This is a genomic window from Pseudomonas lyxosi, assembly GCF_047758685.1.
In the GTDB taxonomy this organism is placed as follows: Bacteria; Pseudomonadota; Gammaproteobacteria; order Pseudomonadales; family Pseudomonadaceae; genus Aquipseudomonas; species Aquipseudomonas lyxosi.
Genome location: NZ_CP180481.1, coordinates 249195 through 269691 on the forward strand (window position 1 = coordinate 249195; position 20497 = coordinate 269691).

Consider the following 20497-nt stretch of genomic DNA (forward strand, 5'->3'; position numbering starts at 1 on the left):
AATGGCCCATTCGCGAGCAAGCCCGCTCCCACAGGGGGGTCTGCGTTGTTTCACAATAATGTGATCGACATCAATCCAATGTGGGAGCGGGCTTGCTCGCGAAGACGGCGGAACAGGCAACCAACATTCCAGCACAAAAACGCAAAAGCCCCGGTCAACTCGACCGGGGCTTTTTTGGTTTTACAGCGTCAATCAGTCGCGCAAATCCGACTCATGAATCGGCTGTTCACGATGGGTGGCCCGCTGATACTGCGCCGGCCAGATGGCTTTGCGTCCACCCAGGTCATCATCGGCATGCAGCGGCCAGTACGGATCACGCAGCAGCTCACGGGCCAGGAAGATGATGTCAGCCTGGCAGGTCCGCAGAATGTGCTCGGCCTGCGCCGGTTCGGTGATCATTCCTACCGTGCCGGTGGCAATACCTGACTCTTTGCGCACACGTTCAGCGAAGCGGGTCTGATACCCGGGACCTGTAGGAATCTCGGCATTGGCCGCCGTACCGCCCGACGAGACGTCAATCAGGTCTACGCCCAACGCGTGGAGGCGTCGCGCCAGCTCGACCGTTTCATCCGGATTCCAACCGTCTTCCACCCAATCGGTGGCCGACACCCGCACGAACAGCGGTAGCTCTTCAGGCCACACCGCACGCACCGCTTCGGTGACTTGCAGCACCAGCCGGATGCGATTCTCGAACGAGCCACCATATTGATCGCGCCGCTGATTGCTCAGGGGCGAAAGAAACTGATGCAACAGGTAACCGTGAGCAGCGTGTATTTCCACCACTTTGAAACCCGCGGTCAGTGCTCGCTTGGCCGACGCGACAAAGGCCTGAATGACCTCAGCGATCTCGCCATCATCGAGCTGCTTGGGGTGGGTGTGCTGCGGGTCGAAAGCAATCGGCGAAGGGCCTACGGGGATCCAGCCACCGTCTTCGGGTTTGACGCTGCCATGTTTGCCAATCCACGGCCGATGGGTGCTGGCCTTGCGCCCGGCGTGAGCCAACTGAATGCCGGCCACAGCGCCTTGAGCCGCAATGAAGCGCGTGATGCGTTGCAACGGTTCGATCTGTTCATCGTTCCACAGGCCGAGGTCCTCGGCGGTGATGCGTCCGTCGGCGGTCACCGCCGTGGCTTCGGTAAATACCAGGCCGGCCCCGCCGACAGCGCGGCTGCCAAGGTGGACCAGGTGCCAGTCATTGGCCAGTCCATCGACGCTGGAGTACTGGCACATCGGCGACACCGCAATGCGGTTGAGCAGGGTCAATTGGCGAAGGGTATAGGGTTCAAGCAGCAGACTCATGGGGCACCTCTCGAATCAGTGGGCAGGCTCCAGGGTTCTGTTTGAAAAGTCGACGAGTGACAGGAAAAAGATGCAGCACCCGCCCCCGCGGGCAAAAAATTCGACAAGACGTCACAAGGATAATCAAGCAGTGCTTAGAGACTAGTCGACATCGAGGGAAGGTGGAGGGTTCCGAGGGATTCGGTGCGAGGGAAATCGCTTTCGCGAGCAAGCCCGCTCCCACATTGGTTTTGTAAACACTGCAGATCCAATGTGTGAGCGGGCTTGCTCGCGAAGGGGTCAACGCGGTTCGATGTGGGCAATCATCAGTTGCACGGTCTCATTACCGCGAAACTCGTTGAGGTCGAGTTTGTAGGCCAATTCCACCCACTTGATGGTCGGATTCGGCCAGATGTCGCGGTCGATTCCGAAGGCAATGCCATCAAGCTTCACCGAACCGCATTCACTCTTCAGCACCACTTTGAGGTGCCGCTCGCCGACCACTCGCTGCTCGACCAATTGGAACACGCCGTGGAACAACGGCTCCGGGAAGTGCTGCCCCCAAGGTCCGGCATGGCGCAGGGCGCGGGCCAGTTCCAGGTGGAATTCCTCGACCGCCAGCGTGCCGTCCGACAGCAATCGACCCGTCAGGTCTTCTTCGCGCAATTGCCTACGCACTTCCGCATCAAAGGCTTCGGCGAACAACGGAAAATTCGCTTCCGGCAGCGTTAGGCCGGCGGCCATCGCATGGCCGCCGTATTTGCTGATCAGATTCGGATGCTGCGCCGCCACCACGCTCAACGCGTCGCGAATATGAAACCCCTGAACCGAACGCCCCGAGCCCTTGAGCAAGCCATCGCCGGCATCGGCAAAGGCAATGGTCGGACGGAAATAGCGTTCCTTCATACGCGATGCGAGGATTCCGATGACACCCTGGTGCCACTCGGGATCAAACAGGCACAAGCCGAACGGCATCGACTCGACCGGCAAATCCTTCAGTTGAGCCAGCGCTTCACGCTGCATGCCCTGCTCGATGGATTTGCGGTCCTGGTTCATGCCGTCGAGTTGAGCGGCCATTTCACGCGCCAGACCGGCATCTTCGGTGAGCAGGCATTCGATGCCCAGGCTCATGTCATCCAGACGCCCCGCCGCGTTCAGACGCGGGCCAACAATGAAACCCAGGTCGGTAGAGGTAATGCGCGTGTGGTCACGCTTGGCGACTTCGAGGATCGCCTTGATCCCCGGCCGTGCGCGCCCCGCGCGGATCCGCTCCAGGCCTTGGTGCACCAGAATCCGGTTGTTGGCATCCAGCGGTACCACGTCGGCGACGCTGCCCAGGGCCACCAAGTCCAGCAACTCGCCGATGTTCGGCTGCGGCTTGCTCTCGTACCAGCCGAGGCTGCGCAAACGCGCACGCAGGGCCATCAGCACATAGAAAATCACCCCGACGCCGGCCAACGCCTTGCTCGGGAACTCGCAACCTGGCTGGTTCGGATTGACGATGGCATCGGCCAGCGGCAATTCATCACCGGGCAAGTGGTGGTCGGTGACCAGCACCTGGAGCCCGGCCTTTTTCGCCGCTGCCACGCCTTCAACGCTGGAGATACCGTTGTCCACAGTGATCAGCAACTGTGGTGTACGGGTCAGCGCCACTTCGACGATTTCCGGCGTCAGGCCATAGCCATACTCGAATCGGTTCGGCACCAGGTAATCGACGTGAGCCGCGCCCAGCAGGCGCAAGCCCAGCATGCCCACGGTACTGGCCGTCGCGCCATCGGCGTCGAAGTCACCGACGATCAGAATCCGCTGACGCTGCTCGAGCGCCGTCACCAGCAAGTCCACCGCGGCATCGATGCCTTTGAGTTGCTGGAATGGAATCAACCGCGCCAGGCTCTTGTCCAGTTCAGCCTCGGACAGTACGCCCCGCGCCGCGTACAGACGGGTCAGCAGCGGCGGCAGATCACCGAGGAATGGCAGGGTGTCGGGCAACAGGCGAGGTTCGATGCGCATGGGGTGACAGGTGCTTCTCTTGAATACGTAGGATAAAAACGGGTAATGCAGGCCAGCAGCGAGTAATCAGCCGCGCTCGCCGCTCAGCCACTGCAACTGGACTTCGTGCTGACCACGGTCGTCGGTGACGAAAATCGTCCCTTCGCTGATCATCACGTCCCACTTGATAACGCGGGGCATGTCTTTGGCCAGGGTTTCCAGCACTTCCTGCGGAACAGCCGCGATGTGCACGTTTTTCAGGTTTTTGATCGCCGGGATCACTTTGGTCTCCCAGACGCGCAGGCTGCCGTAAGCCAGCAGGCTGGTGCGTTCGGTGCGACGCGAGCACCACGTCAGGCGATCAGCGTCTGGCTGGCCGACTTCGATCCAGTGCAGGACACGGTCGTCCAGGCTCTTTTCCCACAGGGCTGGTTCGTCCACGTCTGACAGACCGCGACCGAACGACAACTGCTCGTTGTACCAAAAGGCGTAGGCCAGCAACCGCACGGTCATGCGTTCTTCGGTTTCCGAAGGGTGACGGGCGATGGTCTGCTTCACGCTCTCGTACACGCTGCGATCGAGGTCGGTAAGGTTCAGTTCAAACTTGTAGGTCGTGGACGGCTGGGCCATGAACGGGCTTCTTGATACGGGGAAAGGCGGCAAGTCTAACCGATGCGGTAGGCAATCCACGAATTGAAGGCGATCAACCTTGGTCGTCTGACGTTCGGCTATGTTAAAACCCTGTATTCGCTCAACCTTTGTCCTACAGGATCCAGTATGCCGCTCACCGGAAAACCGCTCTCAGGTCTGAAAGTCATCGAATTGGGTACGCTGATCGCCGGGCCGTTTGCCTCGCGCATTTGCGGCGAATTCGGTGCCGAGGTGATCAAAATCGAGTCCCCCGATGGCGGCGATCCGTTGCGCAAATGGCGAAAACTGTATGAAGGCACCTCGCTGTGGTGGTTCGTCCAGGCGCGCAACAAAAAATCCCTGACCCTGAACCTCAAACACCCCGAAGGCTTGGCGATCCTGAAAAAATTGCTCAGCGAAGCGGACATTCTGATCGAGAATTTTCGCCCAGGCGTATTGGAAAAACTCGGTCTGGGCTGGGAAGTCTTGCACGCTCTGAACCCGAAACTGGTGATGGTGCGTCTCTCGGGTTTCGGTCAGACCGGACCGATGAAAGATCAACCAGGCTTTGGCGCCGTCGGTGAATCCATGGGCGGCTTGCGCTACATCACCGGTTTCGAAGACCGGCCACCAGTGCGCACCGGGATTTCCATCGGCGACTCGATTGCCGCGCTCTGGGGCGTGATCGGTGCGCTGATGGCGTTGCGTCATCGCGAGGTCAACGGTGGCCTCGGCCAAGTAGTGGATGTGGCGCTGTATGAAGCGATTTTCGCCATGATGGAAAGCATGGTCCCCGAGTTCGACGTGTTCGGCGTCATCCGCGAGCGCACCGGCAACATCATGCCGGGCATTACGCCCTCCTCTATCCACACCAGCGCCGACGGCAAACATGTGCAGATCGGCGCCAATGGCGACGCGATCTTCAAACGCTTCATGCTGATCATTGGTCGCGAGGACCTGGCCAATGACCCCGCGTTGGCGAGCAACGACGGACGCGATAGCCGTCGCGACGAGATTTATGGGGTGATTGATCGCTGGGTCAACTCGCTGCCGCTGGACACCATCATCGAGCAGTTGAATCAGGCCGACGTACCGGCCAGCCGGATCTTCAGTGCTGAAGACATGTTCAGTGATCCGCAGTACCTGGCCCGGGAAATGTTCCTGAAGGCCAAGTTGCCGGACGGCAAAGATTTCAAGATGCCGGGAATCGTGCCGAAACTCTCTGAGACACCCGGCACTTCGGAATGGGTCGGGCCGCAGTTGGGCGAACACAATGCGCAGGTACTCAACGATCTTGGTTACGACAAGGAACAGATCGCAAAGCTGCGTGAAGACGGGGCCATCTAAGCTGAGGCGCCTGCTTGCGCGGCCCATCGACCACTGCCTGACGCGCGGCGGGCGAGCATTGTGCGCGTTCGCGTTTTTCCTGTTGCTCGCCGGCCAGGCTCAGCCAACGTTGGCGCAACCGAAGGAAACCCTGGTCTGGTTATTGCGCGATCTTCCTCCGCTGATGATTTTCGAAGGATCGAAAAAGGGCCAGGGCGTCATTGATCAACTGTTACCGCTGCTGATCGCCCGCATGCCGCAATACGAACACACCCTGATGCGAGTCAATCGCGCTCGCGGCTTGCAAATGCTCCACGAGCCATCCCTCACGTGCGATGCGGCGCTGAACTGGAGCAAGGAGCGCGATGACTGGATCGCGTTTTCCATCCCGGTCTTTCGGGCCATGAGTAACGGCCTGGCAGTGCGCCGCGTTGATCGGGAGTTGCTGGCGCCCTTTATCAAGGATGGCGAAGTGGACCTGGCGGCCCTGCTGGCCAGTGGCGGCGAGAAACTGGGCATTATTGCCGAGCGCAACTACGGCGAATATCTCGACGCGCTGCTCAAACAAGCGCCAGCCAACTCACTGACCCTCCATTACGGCAACGACGCTTTGGGCAGCCTGTTGCAAATGCAACGCCTGGGGCGCTTGCGGATGCTGTTGGGGTACCGCTCGGAGATCCGCTACCAGGCCCAGCAGCAAGGGATCGCGGAAGATGAATTGCAGTTCTACCCGATTCGCGGCACGGGCAAATACCTGTCCGGTTACATTGGCTGTACCGACACTCCGCAGGGCCGGCAGGCGATCATCGAGATCAACCAACTGCTGCACACCCTGCCCCACGATCACTTGAGCCAGGCATACGCCGCCTGGCTGGACCCCGAAAGTCGCAGCGACTACCTGGAAGCCAGCCGGGCATTTTTCCTGCAGCAGGCCGAGCAATGACAAATCGCAGGCAAAAAGAAACCCCGAGAAGTGGGGAGACGACTCGGGGTTAAACGTGGCCTACATAAAGACCAGTGGCAGCAAGCTACAAGCACCGGAGCACAATGCTTGATCCTGCTGTTACAAGGTCTGACTGACCTAAGCGCAGGAAGGTTCCCACAAAAAACAATTCAATTTCGGTTGGCCAGGATCTTGTCCTGAGCAGCATTGCGCAACGCCGCGATGACGCAGGGCTCCAGCCGACCTTCGGCGATCAGCACGTCGCGATGCAAACCGTCGACAACATCCGTCAGTAGACGTTTGCTGGTCAACTGGGCCTGATTGAACGCCCGCTCGACCACGATCGCGCCGGTCGAATTTTTCAGTGTCACCAGGCATTCGCCATGGGTCCCCGACGGGGTCAACGTTACCTGATACGGGCTCAGAGCTTCACCGAGCAATAGACTGATACTTTCCATCTCGATCACCACTCATTAGTCCGAAAACAAAGTGCCTGGGGCGTGCCTACAGTAAATGACCACTGGCTCGAGAAGAAAGAGTTCTGGATACCAACTGCTGGTGAACCTGCGCCGCGGGTCAATAGAGCATGCACGGCCAAGATGACAGAGAAAAAACAGCCGCGTCACGCCTGCTGCTTACGCTTGCCAATATCGGTCCATCCTCCCAGCAGGCCCCGCAATTGTCCGTCGGCACCGTAAAAAGGCACCGTCCACTGATAGACATGCCTGACGCCGCTCTTGAACATCAATTGACGCTCGCTGAAACGCGTCTTGCGCGTACCGAGCTGGGCCATGAACTCTGCATGCAGCAGTTCGGCGGTCTCTTTGGGCAAGACGTCCAGTTCAATCAGCTGTCGTCCCTGAACCTGGTCGAAACGGGTCGACAAGCCCTCCTCATAACTTTTGTTGCACATGATCAAACGCCCTTGCAGATCACGAACAAATATCGGATCGGGCATGGCGTCCAACAACGCATGCTGGAAGGCAAGCTGATCACTCAGACTTTTTTCGGCATCCAGGCGCTGCTGGATCAATACCGTGAGCCGTCGGTTCCAGAGCAGGGACATCAGGCCGAACAGACTGACGATAAACATTCCCCAGCAGCCCCACTCGGCGAGTCGGTGCCAGGCGCCGGACACCTTGACGGGGGCAATCCCATTGAGCCATTTCAGGCGAATGGCGCGCAATTCGGCAGGATCAAGCGCCTCAAGCGCCTTGTTGAGGATACCCGACAGCTGAGGCTGACCTTTGCGTACGGCCAAGTGGTCCGCCTCCCATTTGCCCTCCACCGTATACCCGACCTTGAGCTGCCCGGACGGATAGAGTTGTGCTCCGGTTTCGTTTTCGATGGTGGCATAGGCCTCACCGCTCTCGACCAGCGCCCGGGCCTCCGCGTAGGTTTTAACCGAGCGCAGGTCGATGTCCGGATAGTCGCGGCGGATCGTGGCCTCCAGCGCATGTCGGGTCGGCAACACCAGAACCCTTCCCGACAACTGCTCCAGGGATTGCACCACTGGCGCGCCGGCCCGCCCGACGAACACCCAGCCAGCGCCACCGAACGCATGACTGAATTCCAGAAACGTCTTGCGTTCGTCATTCATCGCCAGCGTCGTGCTCATGTCTGCGGCACCGCTTTCCAGCCGTCCAAGCATCTGCTCGGTAGAAAACGACTCTTCATGAACAAACTGCAATCCCGTCATCGCGCTGATGCGGTTGAGCAAATCATTGTTCAAGCCACTCCATTGGCCGTGCTCATCCTTGAACAGGTACAGCGGATATTGCACCGATGCGACGATGACTTTCGAATGCTCGGCAATCCATTTCAACTCCTGAGCATCCAGCTCGATCATTAGGCCAGCAACCGATCCTTTGGAATCGGTCGCCGCCAATTGCGACGCACTCCCCCATTGAGCAAAGCCCAGGGTGCCGACTAAAAAAAACATCCAGCACGTGGCTGGTTTTAACCCTCTGAAAAACAGCATTGCCACTTCCTTCGTAATCAACTCGCCCGTCCTTCGTAGGCGAAAACCCGACAAGTGTGGCACGCAGAAATGAGAAAGCCCGTCAGGAGACGGGCTTCAAAATGTGACAGATTTAATCGGTTACAGAGGCTTGCCGCGGTTGCCATGCTGACTGACAAAGGCCTGCACGGCTTTCAGGTCATTTGGCAGCACGGTGCAGCGCTCATCTCGCTCAAACAAATCAGAAAGATGTGCAGGTAGTTCGAGCGCTTTTCCTACGCCAGCTTTTTCCACTGCGTCCGGGAATTTGACCGGATGGGCCGTACCGAGGATCACCATCGGGATATCCAGGCTGCGACGGCACTCGCGCGCCGCCTTCACGCCGATAGCGGTGTGCGGATCCAGCAGTTCGCCGGTTTGCTCGTAGACTTCGGCGATGGTTTCGCAGGTCTGCGCGTCATCCACGGCCAGGGAATCGAACAACTTGCGGGCTTCGGTCCAGCGTTCCTGTTCGACGCTGAAACCGCCACCTTGCTTGAAGGTGTCCATCAGACCGGCAATCGCTGCGCCGTTGCGACCGTGCAGGTCGAACAGCAGGCGTTCGAAGTTCGACGACACCATGATGTCCATCGACGGCGACAGCGTGGCGTGCAGGGTGTCCTTGACGTACTGATTGCCGCTCATGAAGCGGTGCAGGATGTCGTTGCGGTTGGTGGCGACGATCAACTGGTTGATCGGCAGGCCCATATTGCGCGCCAGGTAACCGGCGAAAATGTCGCCAAAGTTGCCGGTCGGCACCGAGAACGATACCGAACGTGCCGGGCCGCCCAACTGCAGGGCTGCATGGAAGTAGTAAACGATCTGGGCCATGATTCGCGCCCAGTTGATCGAATTCACGGCGACCAGACGCGTGCCTTTGAGGAAGCTCTGGTCACCGAAGCTGGCCTTGACCATTTCCTGGCAGTCATCGAAGTTGCCTTCGATGGCGATGTTATGGATGTTCTCGCCGAAGATGGTGGTCATCTGGCGACGCTGCACTTCGGACACGCGGTTGTGCGGGTGCAGGATGAAGATGTCGACGTTTTCGCAGTGCTTGCAGCCTTCGATGGCGGCCGAACCGGTGTCGCCGGACGTAGCGCCGACAATCACCACGCGCTCACCACGTTTTTCCAGCACGTAGTCGAGCAGACGACCGAGCAGTTGCAGGGCGAAGTCTTTGAACGCGAGCGTCGGGCCATGGAACAGCTCCAGCACCCATTCGTTGCCGTTCAGCTGACGCAACGGTGCCACGGCGTTGTGGGAAAACACGCCCTGCTCTGAAGAAGAGTAGGTCTCTTCCAGAATCTTTTTGAAATCGGCATCGGGGATGCTGCCGCCAACGAACGGGCGCATCACCCGGAAGGCCAACTCGTGATAAGGCAGGCCGGCCCAGGAAGCGATTTCTTCCTGGGTGAAACGTGGCAGGTTTTCCGGGACGTACAGACCACCGTCCGTGGCCAGACCGGCCAGCAGGACGTCTTCGAAATTCAGGGCCGGTGCCTGGCCGCGGGTACTGATATAACGCATGACTGGCTCCAATAGACAGTGTTCGCAAACCCGGGCCCGCAGGCGAGCCCGGTGAACGATAACGGCTTAGTTCAGGTGCTCGACGCGGATCCGTACGACCGGACCGACCACGCCAGCCAAGGCTTCGAGGGCGGCGATCGCGTCGTTCATGTGCTGTTCCAGCACGCGGTGTGTCAGCAGGATCATTGGCACCAGGCCGTCGTGTTCTTCGACTTCCTTCTGCATGATCGATTCGATGTTGATGCCGCGCTCCGACAGGATGCTCGCCACCTGCGCCAACACGCCCGGATGGTCCTTGGCCTGGATGCGCAGGTAATAGGAGCTTTCGCAGGCCTCGATCGGCAGGATCGGGTGGGCCGACAGCGAATCCGGCTGAAAGGCCAGGTGCGGTACGCGGTTTTCCGGGTCGGAAGTCATGGCGCGAACCACGTCCACCAGGTCGGCGATCACCGACGAAGCGGTCGGCTCCATGCCAGCGCCAGCGCCGTAGAACAGCGTCGAACCGGCGGCATCACCGTTGACCATCACCGCGTTCATCACGCCGTTGACGTTGGCGATCAGGCGATCGGCCGGGATCAGCGTCGGGTGCACGCGCAACTCGATACCGGCCGCGGTGCTGCGCGCCACGCCCAGGTGCTTGATGCGATAGCCCAGCGCTTCGGCGTAGTTCACGTCAGCGGTGGTCAGCTTGGTGATGCCTTCGGTGTAGGCCTTGTCGAACTGCAGCGGGATACCGAACGCGATCGACGCCAGGATCGTCAGCTTGTGGGCTGCGTCGATGCCTTCAACGTCGAAGGTCGGATCGGCCTCGGCGTAACCCAGTGCTTGCGCCTCGGCGAGTACGTCTTCGAAGGTCCGGCCCTTCTCGCGCATTTCGGTGAGGATGAAGTTGCCGGTGCCGTTGATGATGCCGGCGACCCAGTTGATGCGGTTGGCCGACAGGCCTTCACGGATCGCCTTGATCACCGGAATGCCACCGGCCACGGCGGCTTCGAACGCCACAATCACGCCCTTCTCGCGGGCCTTGGCGAAAATTTCATTACCGTGAACGGCGATCAACGCCTTGTTCGCGGTCACAACATGTTTTCCGTTCTCGATCGCTTTGAGTACCAGCTCGCGGGCAACGGTGTAGCCGCCCATCAGCTCTATGACGATGTCGATCTCAGGGTTCGTGGCCACTTCGAAGACATCGTTGGTAATCGCAATACCGGTCGTCTGGAACTGAGGCTTTGGCGTGCGCATGGCAATTTGTGCCACTTCGATTCCACGCCCGGCACGACGAGCAATTTCCTCGGCGTTACGCTGAAGTACGTTGAAGGTACCGCCACCGACGGTCCCTAACCCACAGATGCCTACTTTGACCGGTTTCACTGTGAACTCCCCATAAAACGGCCGACTCAAGGCCGGCCGTGAAAACAACCGCATGCTCGCGGTTCTCTATTAATGGCCCGGCGAATGCTGCCGCCGAACCATGATCGTCAATGGCTGACCGTGACGATGCGAATTTACTTCGCGCCCAGCGCCAGTTTGGCGACTTGTGGCGCAGGCTGGTAGCCCGGAATGACCTGGCCGTCGGCCAAAACGATGGCCGGTGTACCGTTCACGCCGATCGACTGACCGAGGGCGAACTGCTTGGAAACCGGGTTATCGCACTTGGCGGCCTTGATTTCCTTGCCGTCGACCATCTTGTCCATGGCGGCTTTCTTGTCTTTCGAGCACCAGACCGCTTGCAGCTGTTCGTCACCCGGCGAGCCAAGGCCCTGGCGCGGGAACGCGACGTAACGCACTTCGATGCCGCGCTTGTTCAGTTCAGGTACTTCGGCGTGCAGCTTGTGGCAATACGGGCAGGTGGTGTCGGTGAACACGGTGATGTGCGATTTGGTTTCGCCGATCGCCGGGTAGACCACGGTTTCAGCCACTGGAATCTCGTTGACCAGTTTGGAAACGCCCAGGCGTTCGGTCTTCTCGGTCAGGTTGACCGGTTTGCCGTCCTTGAGCTGGAACATGTAGCCCTGAACCACGTACTGGCCATCGGCGCTGGCATAGAGCACGCGGCTGCCCTTGAGTTTGACTTCGTACAGACCTGGCAGCGGGCTGGCGGTGATGCTTTCTACTGGCACTTCGAGCTGGAGGTTTTCCAGGCTTTTACGAATGGCTTTGTCGGCCGCGTCATCGGCGACGGCAAAGGTGCTGACCAACGCAATGGCTGCGGCGGCGAAAATCTGGGTCAGACGCATGAGAACTCCTGAAGGCGGACAAATGGGTCGATCAGAACGCCCGTGCCGAAACACCGGGTCATAAACGCCCATCGTGCAAACCGGCAAAGCCTACCACATAAGGCCCCTGTGGCCGAATGCGGGTGATGCAGGACATTGGCGCTTAACCGCGCGGATGGTGTTTGGCATGCAGGTCCTGCAAACGTGCGCGGGCGACATGGGTGTAAATCTGCGTGGTCGACAGATCGCTGTGGCCGAGCAGCATTTGCACCACCCGCAAATCCGCGCCATGGTTGAGCAAGTGAGTGGCGAAGGCATGGCGCAAGGTATGCGGCGACAGCGACTTGCCGATCCCGGCAACCTTGGCCTGGTGCTTGATGCGATGCCAGAAGGTCTGCCGAGTCATCTGCTCGCCGCGCTGGCTGGGGAACATGACATCGCTGGGACGTCCGCCGAGCAGCTCCTGGCGGCCATCACGCAGGTAACGCTCGACCCAGACAATCGCCTCCTCGCCCATCGGCACCAGCCGCTCCTTGCTGCCCTTGCCCATCACTCGCAGCACGCCTTGGCGCAGATTGACCTGCTCCAGTGTCAGGCTGATCAGCTCCGTCACACGCAAGCCGCAGGCATAAAGCACTTCGAGCATGGCGCGGTCACGCTGGCCGATGGCTTCGCTCAGGTCAGGTGCTTTTAACAAGGCCTCCACATCCGCTTCCGACAAGGATTTAGGCAGTGGCCGACCCAGCTGCGGCATATCGACACGCAAGGTCGGATCGACTGCAATCAGCTTTTCCCGCAGCAAATAGCGATAGAAACCACGCACGCCAGAGAGAAAACGCGCCGTCGAGCGGGGCTTGTAGTTTTGCTCCAGACGCCAGGCCAAGTGATCGAGGATCAATTCGCGGCCGGCATTGATCAACTCCAACCCTTTTTCCTGCAGCCAGCCGTTGAACAGGGCCAGGTCGCTGCGATAGGCATCGCGGGTGTTATCGGAAAGACCTTTCTCCAGCCACAGAGCGTCGAGAAACTGGTCTATCAAAGGATGATCGATGGCAGGCATAAAGGCTCAGGCAAGACCGACAGTACGGCCAGGGAAGATAAATCGCAGGCAACAAAAAAGCAGCCCGTAGGCTGCTTTTTTCTGCATCGGAAGCTGGACTTAAGCCAGTTTTTCCTTGATGCGAGCTGCTTTACCGGACAGGTCACGCAGGTAGTACAGCTTGGCTTTACGTACGTCACCGCGACGTTTAACGGCCATGCTGTCGATTTGCGGGCTGTAGGTCTGGAAAGTACGCTCTACGCCAACACCGTTGGAGATTTTACGAACGGTGAAAGCACTGTTTACGCCGCGGTTACGCTTGGCGATAACAACACCTTCGAACGCTTGCAGACGCGAACGGTCGCCTTCCTTCACTTTCACCTGAACGACAATGGTGTCGCCCGGGGCAAAGGTAGGGATCTCTTTGGTCATCTGCTCTGCTTCGAGTGCAAGGATGATTTTGTTAGTCATGCTGTGCTCCTAAGGTAAATCGTCGGATCTACCATCGATACGTTGTTAACTATCGTCCCGCTCGCGGATGTATTCCTCGAGCAGCTTCTTCTCTTCTCCAGAAAGCGAGCGGCTTTCCAGAAGATCGGCGCGTCGTTCAAAGGTCCTACCAAGGGACTGCTGTAAACGCCAACGCCGGATATGCGCGTGATTGCCACTTAGCAATACGTCGGGAACACGCTGATCCGCATACACCTCCGGTCGGGTGTAGTGCGGGCAATCCAGCAAACCATCCGTAAAGGAATCTTCCTCGGCGGAGTCCGCATGCCCTAAAGCTCCAGGCAGCAGTCGTGTAACCGCATCGATCAGGACCATCGCCGGCAGCTCGCCGCCAGACAGTACATAGTCGCCAATCGACCACTCTTCATCGACATGAGCATCAATAAAACGCTCGTCAATGCCTTCATAGCGGCCGGCAATCAGGATCAATGCATCCAGATTCGCCAACTCGCGTACCGCCGACTGAGTCAGTTGACGGCCTTGGGGGGACAGGTAAATTACCTTCGCCGCCTCCCCGGCTGCTGCCTTGGCCTGAACCAACGCATCTTCCAGGGGCTTGATCTTCATCACCATGCCCGGGCCACCGCCAAATGGGCGATCGTCCACAGTGTGATGTCGATCCGTCGTGTAGTCTCGCGGATTCCAACAGGTGAGCTGCAAGAGCCCCTGTTTCACCGCACGACTGGTGATGCCGTACTCGCTGATGGCGGAGAACATCTCGGGAAACAAACTGATCACTTCTACGCGCAAGTTAGCCACGCTTAGAAGTCCGCATCCCATTCCACCTTCATCTCGCCTGCGGCAAGGTCGACGGCCAACACGCATTGCTCCGTATAGGGCAACAGGCGTTCGCGATCATCCAGGCTGCCAGCGCAAGGCTTGACCACCATTACATCATTGGCGCCGGTTTCCAGAAGATGATCGATTTTCCCGAGCAATTGCCCGAGTTGATCAATGACCTTCAGACCTTCCAGCTGGTACCAGTAGTACTCGCCGTCGGTCAATTCAGGGAACAGGTTGCGCGGCACGCAGATCTCATAACCGGCAAGAAGACGCGCTTCTTCACGATCATCAAGACCCTTGAGCTTTGCGACCAGGAACTTGTCGTTCCCACGTCCGCTGACCAGCTCGACCTGTTTCACACTACCTTCGCGCTTGAGCGTCCAGGTTTTGTACTGCAACAGGTTTTCAGTCGGATCAGTAAAGGAATACACCTTCACTTCGCCGCGAACGCCATGAACCGAATAAATTTTGCCGATAACGATCAAATCATCAGCAACAGCTGGCGTCGCGTTCATATTGCTCAGGCCGCAGCCTTAGACGCGTCCTTCAACAACTGAGCAACGCGCTCAGAAGGTTGTGCACCAACGCTCAGCCAGTAGGCTACGCGCTCTTGGTTCACGGACAGACGGACTTCTTGACCACGAGCAACAGGGTTGAAGAAACCAACCTGTTCCTTGTGCGAACCGTCGCGCGGGTTGCGGCTGTCGGTTACGGTCAAGTGGTAAAACGGGCGCTTTTTGGAGCCGCCAAGGGCAAGACGGATTGTTAGCATGTGAACATCGTTCCTGTAGTCGGTGCTGCAAATCTAAAGGCACAGCGGGCATAGGTGCCCGAAAGGCCGCATATTCTAAGGAATATCCGGACTTTTGCAAATGACTTTTTCCGGCGGCCTTTCAGTCGCCATCAAGATTTGCTATAGAGCCGTCGTTGAAAACGGCCAGTCAGCTCCCGCCAAGTGCGGGTTTGCTGGAGATCCCACGTCCATGTGGGGCTGCGTCGACATCGCTGCCGACGCGGATTCTTTACATTCTCGGCATGCCGCCGCCGGGCAACATACCGCCCATGCCGCGCATCATTTTGGCCATTCCGCCTTTTGCGGAGAACTTCTTCATCATCTTCTGCATCTGCTTGTGCTGCTTGATCAAGCGACCGATGTCCTGCACCTGAGTGCCGGAACCCATGGCGATCCGGCGTTTGCGCGAACCGCTGATCATCTCAGGGTCGCGGCGCTCGGCCGGGGTCATGGAGTTGATGATGGCTTCCATCTGCTTGAATTGTTTCTCTGCCGCGCCTTGGGCGTTACCCATCTGCGCCAGGTTCATACCACCCATGTTTGGCAGTTTGTCCATGAGGCCGCCGAGGCCGCCCATGTTTTTCATCTGTTGCAGCTGATCGCGGAAGTCTTCGAGGTCGAAGCCCTTGCCCTTCTTCAGCTTCTTGGCCAGTTTGTCGGCCTTGTCCTTGTCGAGAGTCTGTTCGGCCTGCTCGATCAGGCTGAGTACGTCGCCCATACCGAGGATGCGCGAAGCAATACGCTCCGGGTGGAACGGTTCGAGCGCGTCGCTCTTCTCGCCCATACCGATGAACTTGATCGGCTTGCCGGTGATGGCGCGAACCGACAGCGCGGCACCACCACGGGCATCGCCGTCGACCTTGGTCAGGATCACACCGGTCAGCGGCAGAGCATCACCAAAGGCCTTGGCCGTGTTGGCGGCGTCCTGGCCGGTCATGGCGTCGACCACGAACAGTGTTTCCACCGGGTTGATCGCGGCATGCAGCGCCTTGATCTCGCCCATCATCTCTTCATCGATGTGCAGGCGACCGGCGGTATCGACGATGACGACATCAATGAATTTCAGTTTTGCTTCTTTAATAGCCGCTTGCGCGATGTCGACCGGCTTCTGGCTCAGGTCGGACGGGAAGAAGGTTACGCCGACTTCACCTGCGAGCATTTCCAGCTGCTTGATCGCTGCCGGACGGTAAACGTCCGCAGACACGACCATGACCGACTTCTTCTTGCGCTCTTTAAGGAAGCGCGCGAGTTTGCCGGCGGTGGTGGTTTTACCTGCACCCTGCAAACCGGCCATCAGCACGACGGCCGGAGGAACGGCGCTCAGGTTCAAGTCTTCGTTGGCCGCGCCCATCAGGCTTTCGAGTTCGGCCTGGACGATCTTCACGAAGGCCTGGCCCGGCGTCAGGCTGCGCGACACCTCGGTGCCGACGGCGCGTTCCTTGACCGAATTGACGAAGTCTTTCACCACCGGCAAGGCGACGTCAGCTTCGAGCAACGCCATGCGCACTTCGCGCAGGGTGTCTTTGATGTTGTCTTCGGTCAGCTTGGCCTTGCCGGTGACATGGCGCAGCGTCTGCGAGAGACGGTCGGTTAAGTTTTCAAACATTGCGCGATCCTTTCAGGCCCTGTGTAGACCGGGATAATGGCGGCCCAGACCGGAATAAACATGTGCTCGGCGAGCCTGCGGCGTGGGCAGGTCGCGGATTATAGCGAAGACTGCGTCTGGCGGACACCTCGTCGTCAGGTTGCATGGTCTTTCGTGCTGCGGGGGTTCTATGCCAAACTCAGCGCCTTTCGGGCTTGCCTAACAGGATTTATGCTCCCCTTGTCACCCAGTTTGCTAACTACCCTCGCCGCCGCCTGCTTGTATGCCGCTGCGACCCTCTATCAGGGCACTCGTCTGGCCACCGGTGCCAAGGCGAACAAACGCCTGCTGGTCACGCTCGGCGTGCTCGCCGTGCTGGCTCATAGCGCCAGCCTGTTCACCCACCTGCTGACACCGATTGGCCTGGGCCTGGATTTTTTCAGCGCCGCCAGCCTGATTGCTGCCGCGGTGATTGCCCTGACGCTGTTGGCCTGCTCGCGGATCCCGGTGGAGAACCTGCTTATATTGCTGTTCCCGCTCGGCGCCGCCACTGTGCTGCTCGCACAGTTCGCCCCCGCGGGCACGGTGCAGATCATCGACGAAGAACCGGGCATCCTCGCCCACATCCTGCTGTCGATCCTCGCCTACGGCATGTTCACCATCGCGGTATTCCAGGCGTTACTGCTGCTGGTTCAAGACCATCAACTCAAGCACAAGCACCCGTCCGGCCTGATCAAGAACTTCCCGCCGCTGCAAACCATGGAAAGCCTGCTGTTCGGCTTCCTCTGGGCCGGCTGGACCCTGCTGTCGCTGTCGCTGATCTCCGGCTGGCTGTTCGTCGACAACCTGTTCGCCCAGCACCTGGTGCACAAAACCTTGCTGGCATGCCTCGCCTGGATCGTTTTCAGCGTGCTGCTCTGGGGCCGTAACCGCCTCGGCTGGCGCGGACACAAGGCCATTCGCTGGACCCTCGCCGGTTTCTGCCTGCTGATGCTGGCGTATTTCGGCAGTAAGCTGGTTCGTGAATACATCCTGCATATCTGACGGGCGGCATTAATGGACGACTTGCCCATAGGGCCGATGCTCGCGGTAGTGGCCCTGCTGATTTTATGGTCGGGGCTGTTTACCGCCATCGAAGCTGCGCAACAGTACTTGCTCGCGCAGCGGACCGCTTCGCGCTCGAGCGACAAGCCGGTGGCAAAGCTGAGCTTTTCGCTCAATAGCCTGATCCTCTGCAACACCCTGTGCCGCGCACTGGTCGTGGTCATCAGCACCTTGCTGGCGATTTTCACTTGGGCGGAAAACGGTCCATGGGTAGCCTGCCTGGGGGCTGGCGCCGTTCTTCTGGTGTTCGCCGACTACCTGCCGCGCACCCTCGCCGTCCGTTATCCGGACGCCGTCCTGGCCCTGGGCAACACGTTGCTTGGCGCGCCACTGAAAATCATCTATCCCGCCGCCTGGTTGCTCAATGGCATAAGCCAGTTGCTGATGCGACCGTTCGCCCGCAAAGTCAAAGTGGTGCAGCAGAGCGAAGACGAGGCCCCGAACGATCGGCATGACGATCACGAACACGCCGTCTGCCGCCCACACCCGCTGTCAGGCATCCATGCGCTGGACAACATCACGGTCAACGACATTCTGGTGCCGCGCAGTGACGTCGACGGGGTCAATCTGGACGACTCCCTCGAGGAAATCATCGAGCAGCTTCGCGCCAATAAACGCACGCGCTTGCCGGTTTTCCACAGCGACATCAATCAGGTCGAGGCGGTGCTCAATACCCGGCAGATCCGTCACTTGTTGCACGATTCCAGCCTGACCCTGGAAGCATTGTTGGCGGCCAGCCACGACCCTTATTTCGTGCCGGAAAGCACCCCGTTGCAACTGCAGCTGTTGAATTTCCACAAACAACAGCGACGCCTGGGCATGGTGGTCGACGAGTACGGCGAAGTGCTCGGTGTCGTGACCCTGGAAGACATTCTCGAAGAAATCGTCGGCGAGTTCGAAAGCCAGCACAGCCTGGATAACCCGCACATCCACCCACAGGCCGATGGCCGCCTGGTGATCGAAGGGGCGGCGTCGATTCGCGAATTGAACAAGAGCCTGGGCTGGCACCTACCGAGCGACGGTCCGAAAACCCTCAACGGGCTGGTGACCGAGGCACTGGAGACGATTCCCGAAAGTGCGGTATGCCTGAAGATCGGGCGTTATCGGCTGGAGATTCTGGAGACGGAAGACAATCGGGTCAGCCGGGTACTGATCTGGCATACCAGTTCGACGCCGGCAGTCTTACCCGTCCGCTAGATCTTTTTTACCCCTTGTTCGATCGTTAGCCGCCTTCCTATAATCGAGCCGCTTACCCAAGCCCCGCCGAACCACGTGCTTACCCCGCACGCAGCAGGTTCCGGCCAGATCATCGACAATATCCGCACCACACCGACGACTGTTCCTACCTTGAACAGCGGCCGCGCCTCACTCCCACATCCCTGGGTGTACGACCATAATAATTCGCTCCACGGGGGCACATGACTGTCAGGGATAACTGCATGACGACCAGCACGACTTATAACGACACCGCGCCTGCGCAACCGACGAATTCCGCCACCCGCGTGGCGACCGCGAGTTTCATCGGCACCGCCATCGAGTTCTACGACTTCTACGTCTATGCCACTGCCGCTGCGCTGGTGATCGGTCCGGTATTTTTTCCGCAGACCTCCGGCACGGCCCAGATGCTGTCGGCGTTCCTCACCTTCGGCATCGCCTTCCTGGCTCGACCGCTGGGATCGGCGCTTTTCGGTCACTTCGGCGACCGTATCGGGCGCAAATCGACACTGGTTGCCTCACTGCTGCTGATGGGCGTATGCACCACGCTGATCGGCGTACTCCCGGGTTACGACAGCATTGGGGCCTGGGCGCCGATCCTGCTTTGCGTGCTGCGCTTCGGCCAGGGCCTGGGACTTGGCGGTGAATGGGGCGGCGCGGCGTTGCTGGCCACCGAGAATGCACCGAAGGGCAAACGCGCCTGGTTCGGCATGTTCCCGCAACTCGGCCCCTCGATCGGCTTCCTCGCGGCCAATGGGTTGTTTCTTACGCTGGCAATGACCCTGAACGACGAGCAGTTCCGCTCGTGGGGCTGGCGGATTCCGTTCCTGCTCAGTGCCGCGCTGGTGATGGTCGGTCTGTACGTGCGCCTCAAGCTTCACGAAACCCCGGTGTTTGCCAACGCAATGGCTCGCCAGGAGCGGGTGAAGATCCCGCTGGTCGAGCTGTTCAGCCAATATTGGGCGCCGATGTTGCTGGGTGCCGGGGCGATGGTGGTGTGCTACGCGCTGTTCTATATCTCGACGGTGTTTTCGCTGAGTTATGGCGTATCGACGCTCGGCTACACCCGCGAGACTTTCCTCGCGCTGCTGTGCTTCGCCGTGCTGTTCATGGCCGCCGCTACGCCGCTGTCGGCCTGGGCCAGTGATCGTTACGGGCGCAAACCAGTGCTGATCATCGGCGGTGTGCTGGCGATTCTGTCCGGTTTCCTGATGGAGCCGCTGCTGACCCAAGGTTCGACCTGGGGCGTGGCGCTGTTCCTGTGCATCGAGCTGTTTCTGATGGGTGTGACGTTTGCGCCGATGGGCGCGCTGCTGCCGGAGCTGTTTCCGACTCACGTGCGTTATACCGGTGCGTCGGCGGCCTACAACCTGGGCGGCATTGTCGGGGCCTCGGCGGCGCCGTTCTTCGCACAGAAGCTGGTGGCGATGGGCGGTTTGAGTTATGTCGGCGGGTATGTGTCGGGGGCGGCGGTGCTGAGCTTGATTGCTGTGCTGTGCCTGAAGGAAACGCGGCATAACGATTTGAATCGGGTGACATAAACAAAGTCAAAAGCTTCGC

Annotated in this window: 19 protein-coding genes; 5 read left to right on the forward strand and 14 right to left on the reverse strand. The window is 59.3% G+C overall.

Going from position 1 to position 20497, the window contains the following annotated elements:
* Nucleotides 1-192 precede the first annotated feature (192 nt).
* From ACMXYI_RS01190 to ACMXYI_RS01200, 3 genes are all read right to left on the reverse strand, one after another.
* Nucleotides 193-1299 (reverse strand): NADH:flavin oxidoreductase/NADH oxidase, encoded by a 1107-nt coding sequence (locus tag ACMXYI_RS01190; protein ID WP_033056387.1) that lies wholly within the window; start codon nt 1297-1299, stop codon nt 193-195.
* A gap of 279 nt (nt 1300-1578) precedes the next feature.
* The gene (recJ, locus tag ACMXYI_RS01195) at nt 1579-3288 is read right to left on the reverse strand and encodes a single-stranded-DNA-specific exonuclease RecJ (RefSeq protein ID WP_134101866.1); all 1710 of its coding nucleotides are present in this window, start codon (nt 3286-3288) and stop codon (nt 1579-1581) included.
* A 66-nt stretch (nt 3289-3354) separates the two neighbouring features.
* A complete protein-coding gene (locus ACMXYI_RS01200) occupies nt 3355-3897 on the reverse strand; it encodes a YaeQ family protein (RefSeq protein ID WP_007897614.1) in 543 nt (180 codons plus the stop codon).
* Between the two features lie 147 nt (nt 3898-4044).
* Here ACMXYI_RS01200 and ACMXYI_RS01205 point away from each other — a divergent pair, with 147 nt between their 5' ends.
* Together ACMXYI_RS01205 and ACMXYI_RS01210 are read left to right on the forward strand one after the other, a co-directional pair.
* Entirely contained in the window at nt 4045-5244 is a 1200-nt protein-coding gene (locus tag ACMXYI_RS01205) for a CaiB/BaiF CoA transferase family protein (RefSeq protein WP_415771201.1), read from the forward strand.
* A 58-nt stretch (nt 5245-5302) separates the two neighbouring features.
* A complete protein-coding gene (locus ACMXYI_RS01210; RefSeq protein WP_415771203.1) occupies nt 5303-6166 on the forward strand; it encodes a TIGR02285 family protein in 864 nt (287 codons plus the stop codon).
* Nucleotides 6167-6336: 170 nt separating this feature from the next.
* Here ACMXYI_RS01210 and ACMXYI_RS01215 read toward each other — a convergent pair whose 3' ends face one another.
* From ACMXYI_RS01215 to ffh, 11 genes are all read right to left on the reverse strand, one after another.
* Nucleotides 6337-6624 carry a DUF3509 domain-containing protein gene (locus ACMXYI_RS01215; protein WP_415771204.1) on the reverse strand — a complete coding sequence of 96 codons (288 nt, stop codon included), beginning with the start codon at nt 6622-6624 and terminating at the stop codon, nt 6337-6339.
* 164 nt (nt 6625-6788) lie between these two features.
* Nucleotides 6789-8147, reverse strand: a complete 1359-nt coding sequence (locus ACMXYI_RS01220) for a transporter substrate-binding domain-containing protein (protein WP_415771205.1) — start codon at nt 8145-8147, stop codon at nt 6789-6791.
* A gap of 120 nt (nt 8148-8267) precedes the next feature.
* Entirely contained in the window at nt 8268-9692 is a 1425-nt protein-coding gene (gene thrC / locus ACMXYI_RS01225; RefSeq protein WP_415771207.1) for a threonine synthase, read from the reverse strand.
* 66 nt (nt 9693-9758) lie between these two features.
* Nucleotides 9759-11063, reverse strand: coding sequence for a homoserine dehydrogenase (locus ACMXYI_RS01230; protein WP_046048339.1), 1305 nt, complete (start codon nt 11061-11063; stop codon nt 9759-9761).
* Between the two features lie 134 nt (nt 11064-11197).
* Nucleotides 11198-11929: a bifunctional protein-disulfide isomerase/oxidoreductase DsbC gene (dsbC, locus tag ACMXYI_RS01235; RefSeq protein WP_046048191.1), complete on the reverse strand. Its 732-nt coding sequence runs from the start codon at nt 11927-11929 to the stop codon at nt 11198-11200.
* Between the two features lie 142 nt (nt 11930-12071).
* On the reverse strand, nt 12072-12968 hold the full coding sequence (xerD, locus tag ACMXYI_RS01240) for a site-specific tyrosine recombinase XerD (protein ID WP_008151625.1): 897 nt from the start codon (nt 12966-12968) through the stop codon (nt 12072-12074).
* Nucleotides 12969-13067: 99 nt separating this feature from the next.
* Nucleotides 13068-13418 (reverse strand): 50S ribosomal protein L19, encoded by a 351-nt coding sequence (rplS, locus tag ACMXYI_RS01245; protein ID WP_003175895.1) that lies wholly within the window; start codon nt 13416-13418, stop codon nt 13068-13070.
* Nucleotides 13419-13463: 45 nt separating this feature from the next.
* Nucleotides 13464-14237, reverse strand: coding sequence for a tRNA (guanosine(37)-N1)-methyltransferase TrmD (gene trmD / locus ACMXYI_RS01250; RefSeq protein WP_173860472.1), 774 nt, complete (start codon nt 14235-14237; stop codon nt 13464-13466).
* A complete protein-coding gene (gene rimM, locus ACMXYI_RS01255) occupies nt 14219-14755 on the reverse strand; it encodes a ribosome maturation factor RimM (RefSeq protein ID WP_010565276.1) in 537 nt (178 codons plus the stop codon). The genes trmD and rimM overlap by 19 nt, the downstream gene beginning before the upstream one ends.
* A gap of 5 nt (nt 14756-14760) precedes the next feature.
* The gene (gene rpsP, locus ACMXYI_RS01260) at nt 14761-15012 is read right to left on the reverse strand and encodes a 30S ribosomal protein S16 (RefSeq protein WP_010463010.1); all 252 of its coding nucleotides are present in this window, start codon (nt 15010-15012) and stop codon (nt 14761-14763) included.
* Between the two features lie 250 nt (nt 15013-15262).
* Complete coding sequence (ffh, locus tag ACMXYI_RS01265) at nt 15263-16639, reverse strand: signal recognition particle protein (protein ID WP_074879887.1); 1377 nt, start codon at nt 16637-16639, stop codon at nt 15263-15265.
* Nucleotides 16640-16849: 210 nt separating this feature from the next.
* Between ffh and ACMXYI_RS01270 the strand changes: the two genes are divergently transcribed.
* The 3 genes from ACMXYI_RS01270 (at nt 16850) to ACMXYI_RS01280 (ending at nt 20478) form a co-directional block, all read left to right on the forward strand.
* Nucleotides 16850-17662, forward strand: a complete 813-nt coding sequence (locus ACMXYI_RS01270) for a cytochrome C assembly family protein (RefSeq protein ID WP_046053341.1) — start codon at nt 16850-16852, stop codon at nt 17660-17662.
* Nucleotides 17663-17674: 12 nt separating this feature from the next.
* On the forward strand, nt 17675-18919 hold the full coding sequence (locus tag ACMXYI_RS01275) for a transporter associated domain-containing protein (protein WP_415771211.1): 1245 nt from the start codon (nt 17675-17677) through the stop codon (nt 18917-18919).
* A 242-nt stretch (nt 18920-19161) separates the two neighbouring features.
* A complete protein-coding gene (locus ACMXYI_RS01280) occupies nt 19162-20478 on the forward strand; it encodes an MFS transporter (protein ID WP_415771213.1) in 1317 nt (438 codons plus the stop codon).
* The last annotated feature ends 19 nt before the right edge of the window (nt 20479-20497 follow it).

What these genes read in the sequence shown, in the direction of transcription:
- ACMXYI_RS01270 (WP_046053341.1), top strand. Translation starts at nt 16,850, where the DNA reads ATGCTCCCCTTGTCACCCAGTTTGCTAACTACCCTCGCCGCCGCCTGC.
- ACMXYI_RS01275 (WP_415771211.1), top strand. Translation starts at nt 17,675, where the DNA reads ATGGACGACTTGCCCATAGGGCCGATGCTCGCGGTAGTGGCCCTGCTG.
- trmD (WP_173860472.1), bottom strand. Translation starts at nt 14,237, where the DNA reads ATGGGATGCGGACTTCTAAGCGTGGCTAACTTGCGCGTAGAAGTGATC.
- dsbC (WP_046048191.1), bottom strand. Translation starts at nt 11,929, where the DNA reads ATGCGTCTGACCCAGATTTTCGCCGCCGCAGCCATTGCGTTGGTCAGC.
- recJ (WP_134101866.1), bottom strand. Translation starts at nt 3,288, where the DNA reads ATGCGCATCGAACCTCGCCTGTTGCCCGACACCCTGCCATTCCTCGGT.
- ACMXYI_RS01205 (WP_415771201.1), top strand. Translation starts at nt 4,045, where the DNA reads ATGCCGCTCACCGGAAAACCGCTCTCAGGTCTGAAAGTCATCGAATTG.
- rplS (WP_003175895.1), bottom strand. Translation starts at nt 13,418, where the DNA reads ATGACTAACAAAATCATCCTTGCACTCGAAGCAGAGCAGATGACCAAA.
- ACMXYI_RS01215 (WP_415771204.1), bottom strand. Translation starts at nt 6,624, where the DNA reads ATGGAAAGTATCAGTCTATTGCTCGGTGAAGCTCTGAGCCCGTATCAG.
- rpsP (WP_010463010.1), bottom strand. Translation starts at nt 15,012, where the DNA reads ATGCTAACAATCCGTCTTGCCCTTGGCGGCTCCAAAAAGCGCCCGTTT.
- ACMXYI_RS01280 (WP_415771213.1), top strand. Translation starts at nt 19,162, where the DNA reads ATGACGACCAGCACGACTTATAACGACACCGCGCCTGCGCAACCGACG.
- rimM (WP_010565276.1), bottom strand. Translation starts at nt 14,755, where the DNA reads ATGAACGCGACGCCAGCTGTTGCTGATGATTTGATCGTTATCGGCAAA.
- ffh (WP_074879887.1), bottom strand. Translation starts at nt 16,639, where the DNA reads ATGTTTGAAAACTTAACCGACCGTCTCTCGCAGACGCTGCGCCATGTC.
- ACMXYI_RS01220 (WP_415771205.1), bottom strand. Translation starts at nt 8,147, where the DNA reads ATGCTGTTTTTCAGAGGGTTAAAACCAGCCACGTGCTGGATGTTTTTT.
- ACMXYI_RS01200 (WP_007897614.1), bottom strand. Translation starts at nt 3,897, where the DNA reads ATGGCCCAGCCGTCCACGACCTACAAGTTTGAACTGAACCTTACCGAC.
- xerD (WP_008151625.1), bottom strand. Translation starts at nt 12,968, where the DNA reads ATGCCTGCCATCGATCATCCTTTGATAGACCAGTTTCTCGACGCTCTG.
- ACMXYI_RS01190 (WP_033056387.1), bottom strand. Translation starts at nt 1,299, where the DNA reads ATGAGTCTGCTGCTTGAACCCTATACCCTTCGCCAATTGACCCTGCTC.
- thrC (WP_415771207.1), bottom strand. Translation starts at nt 9,692, where the DNA reads ATGCGTTATATCAGTACCCGCGGCCAGGCACCGGCCCTGAATTTCGAA.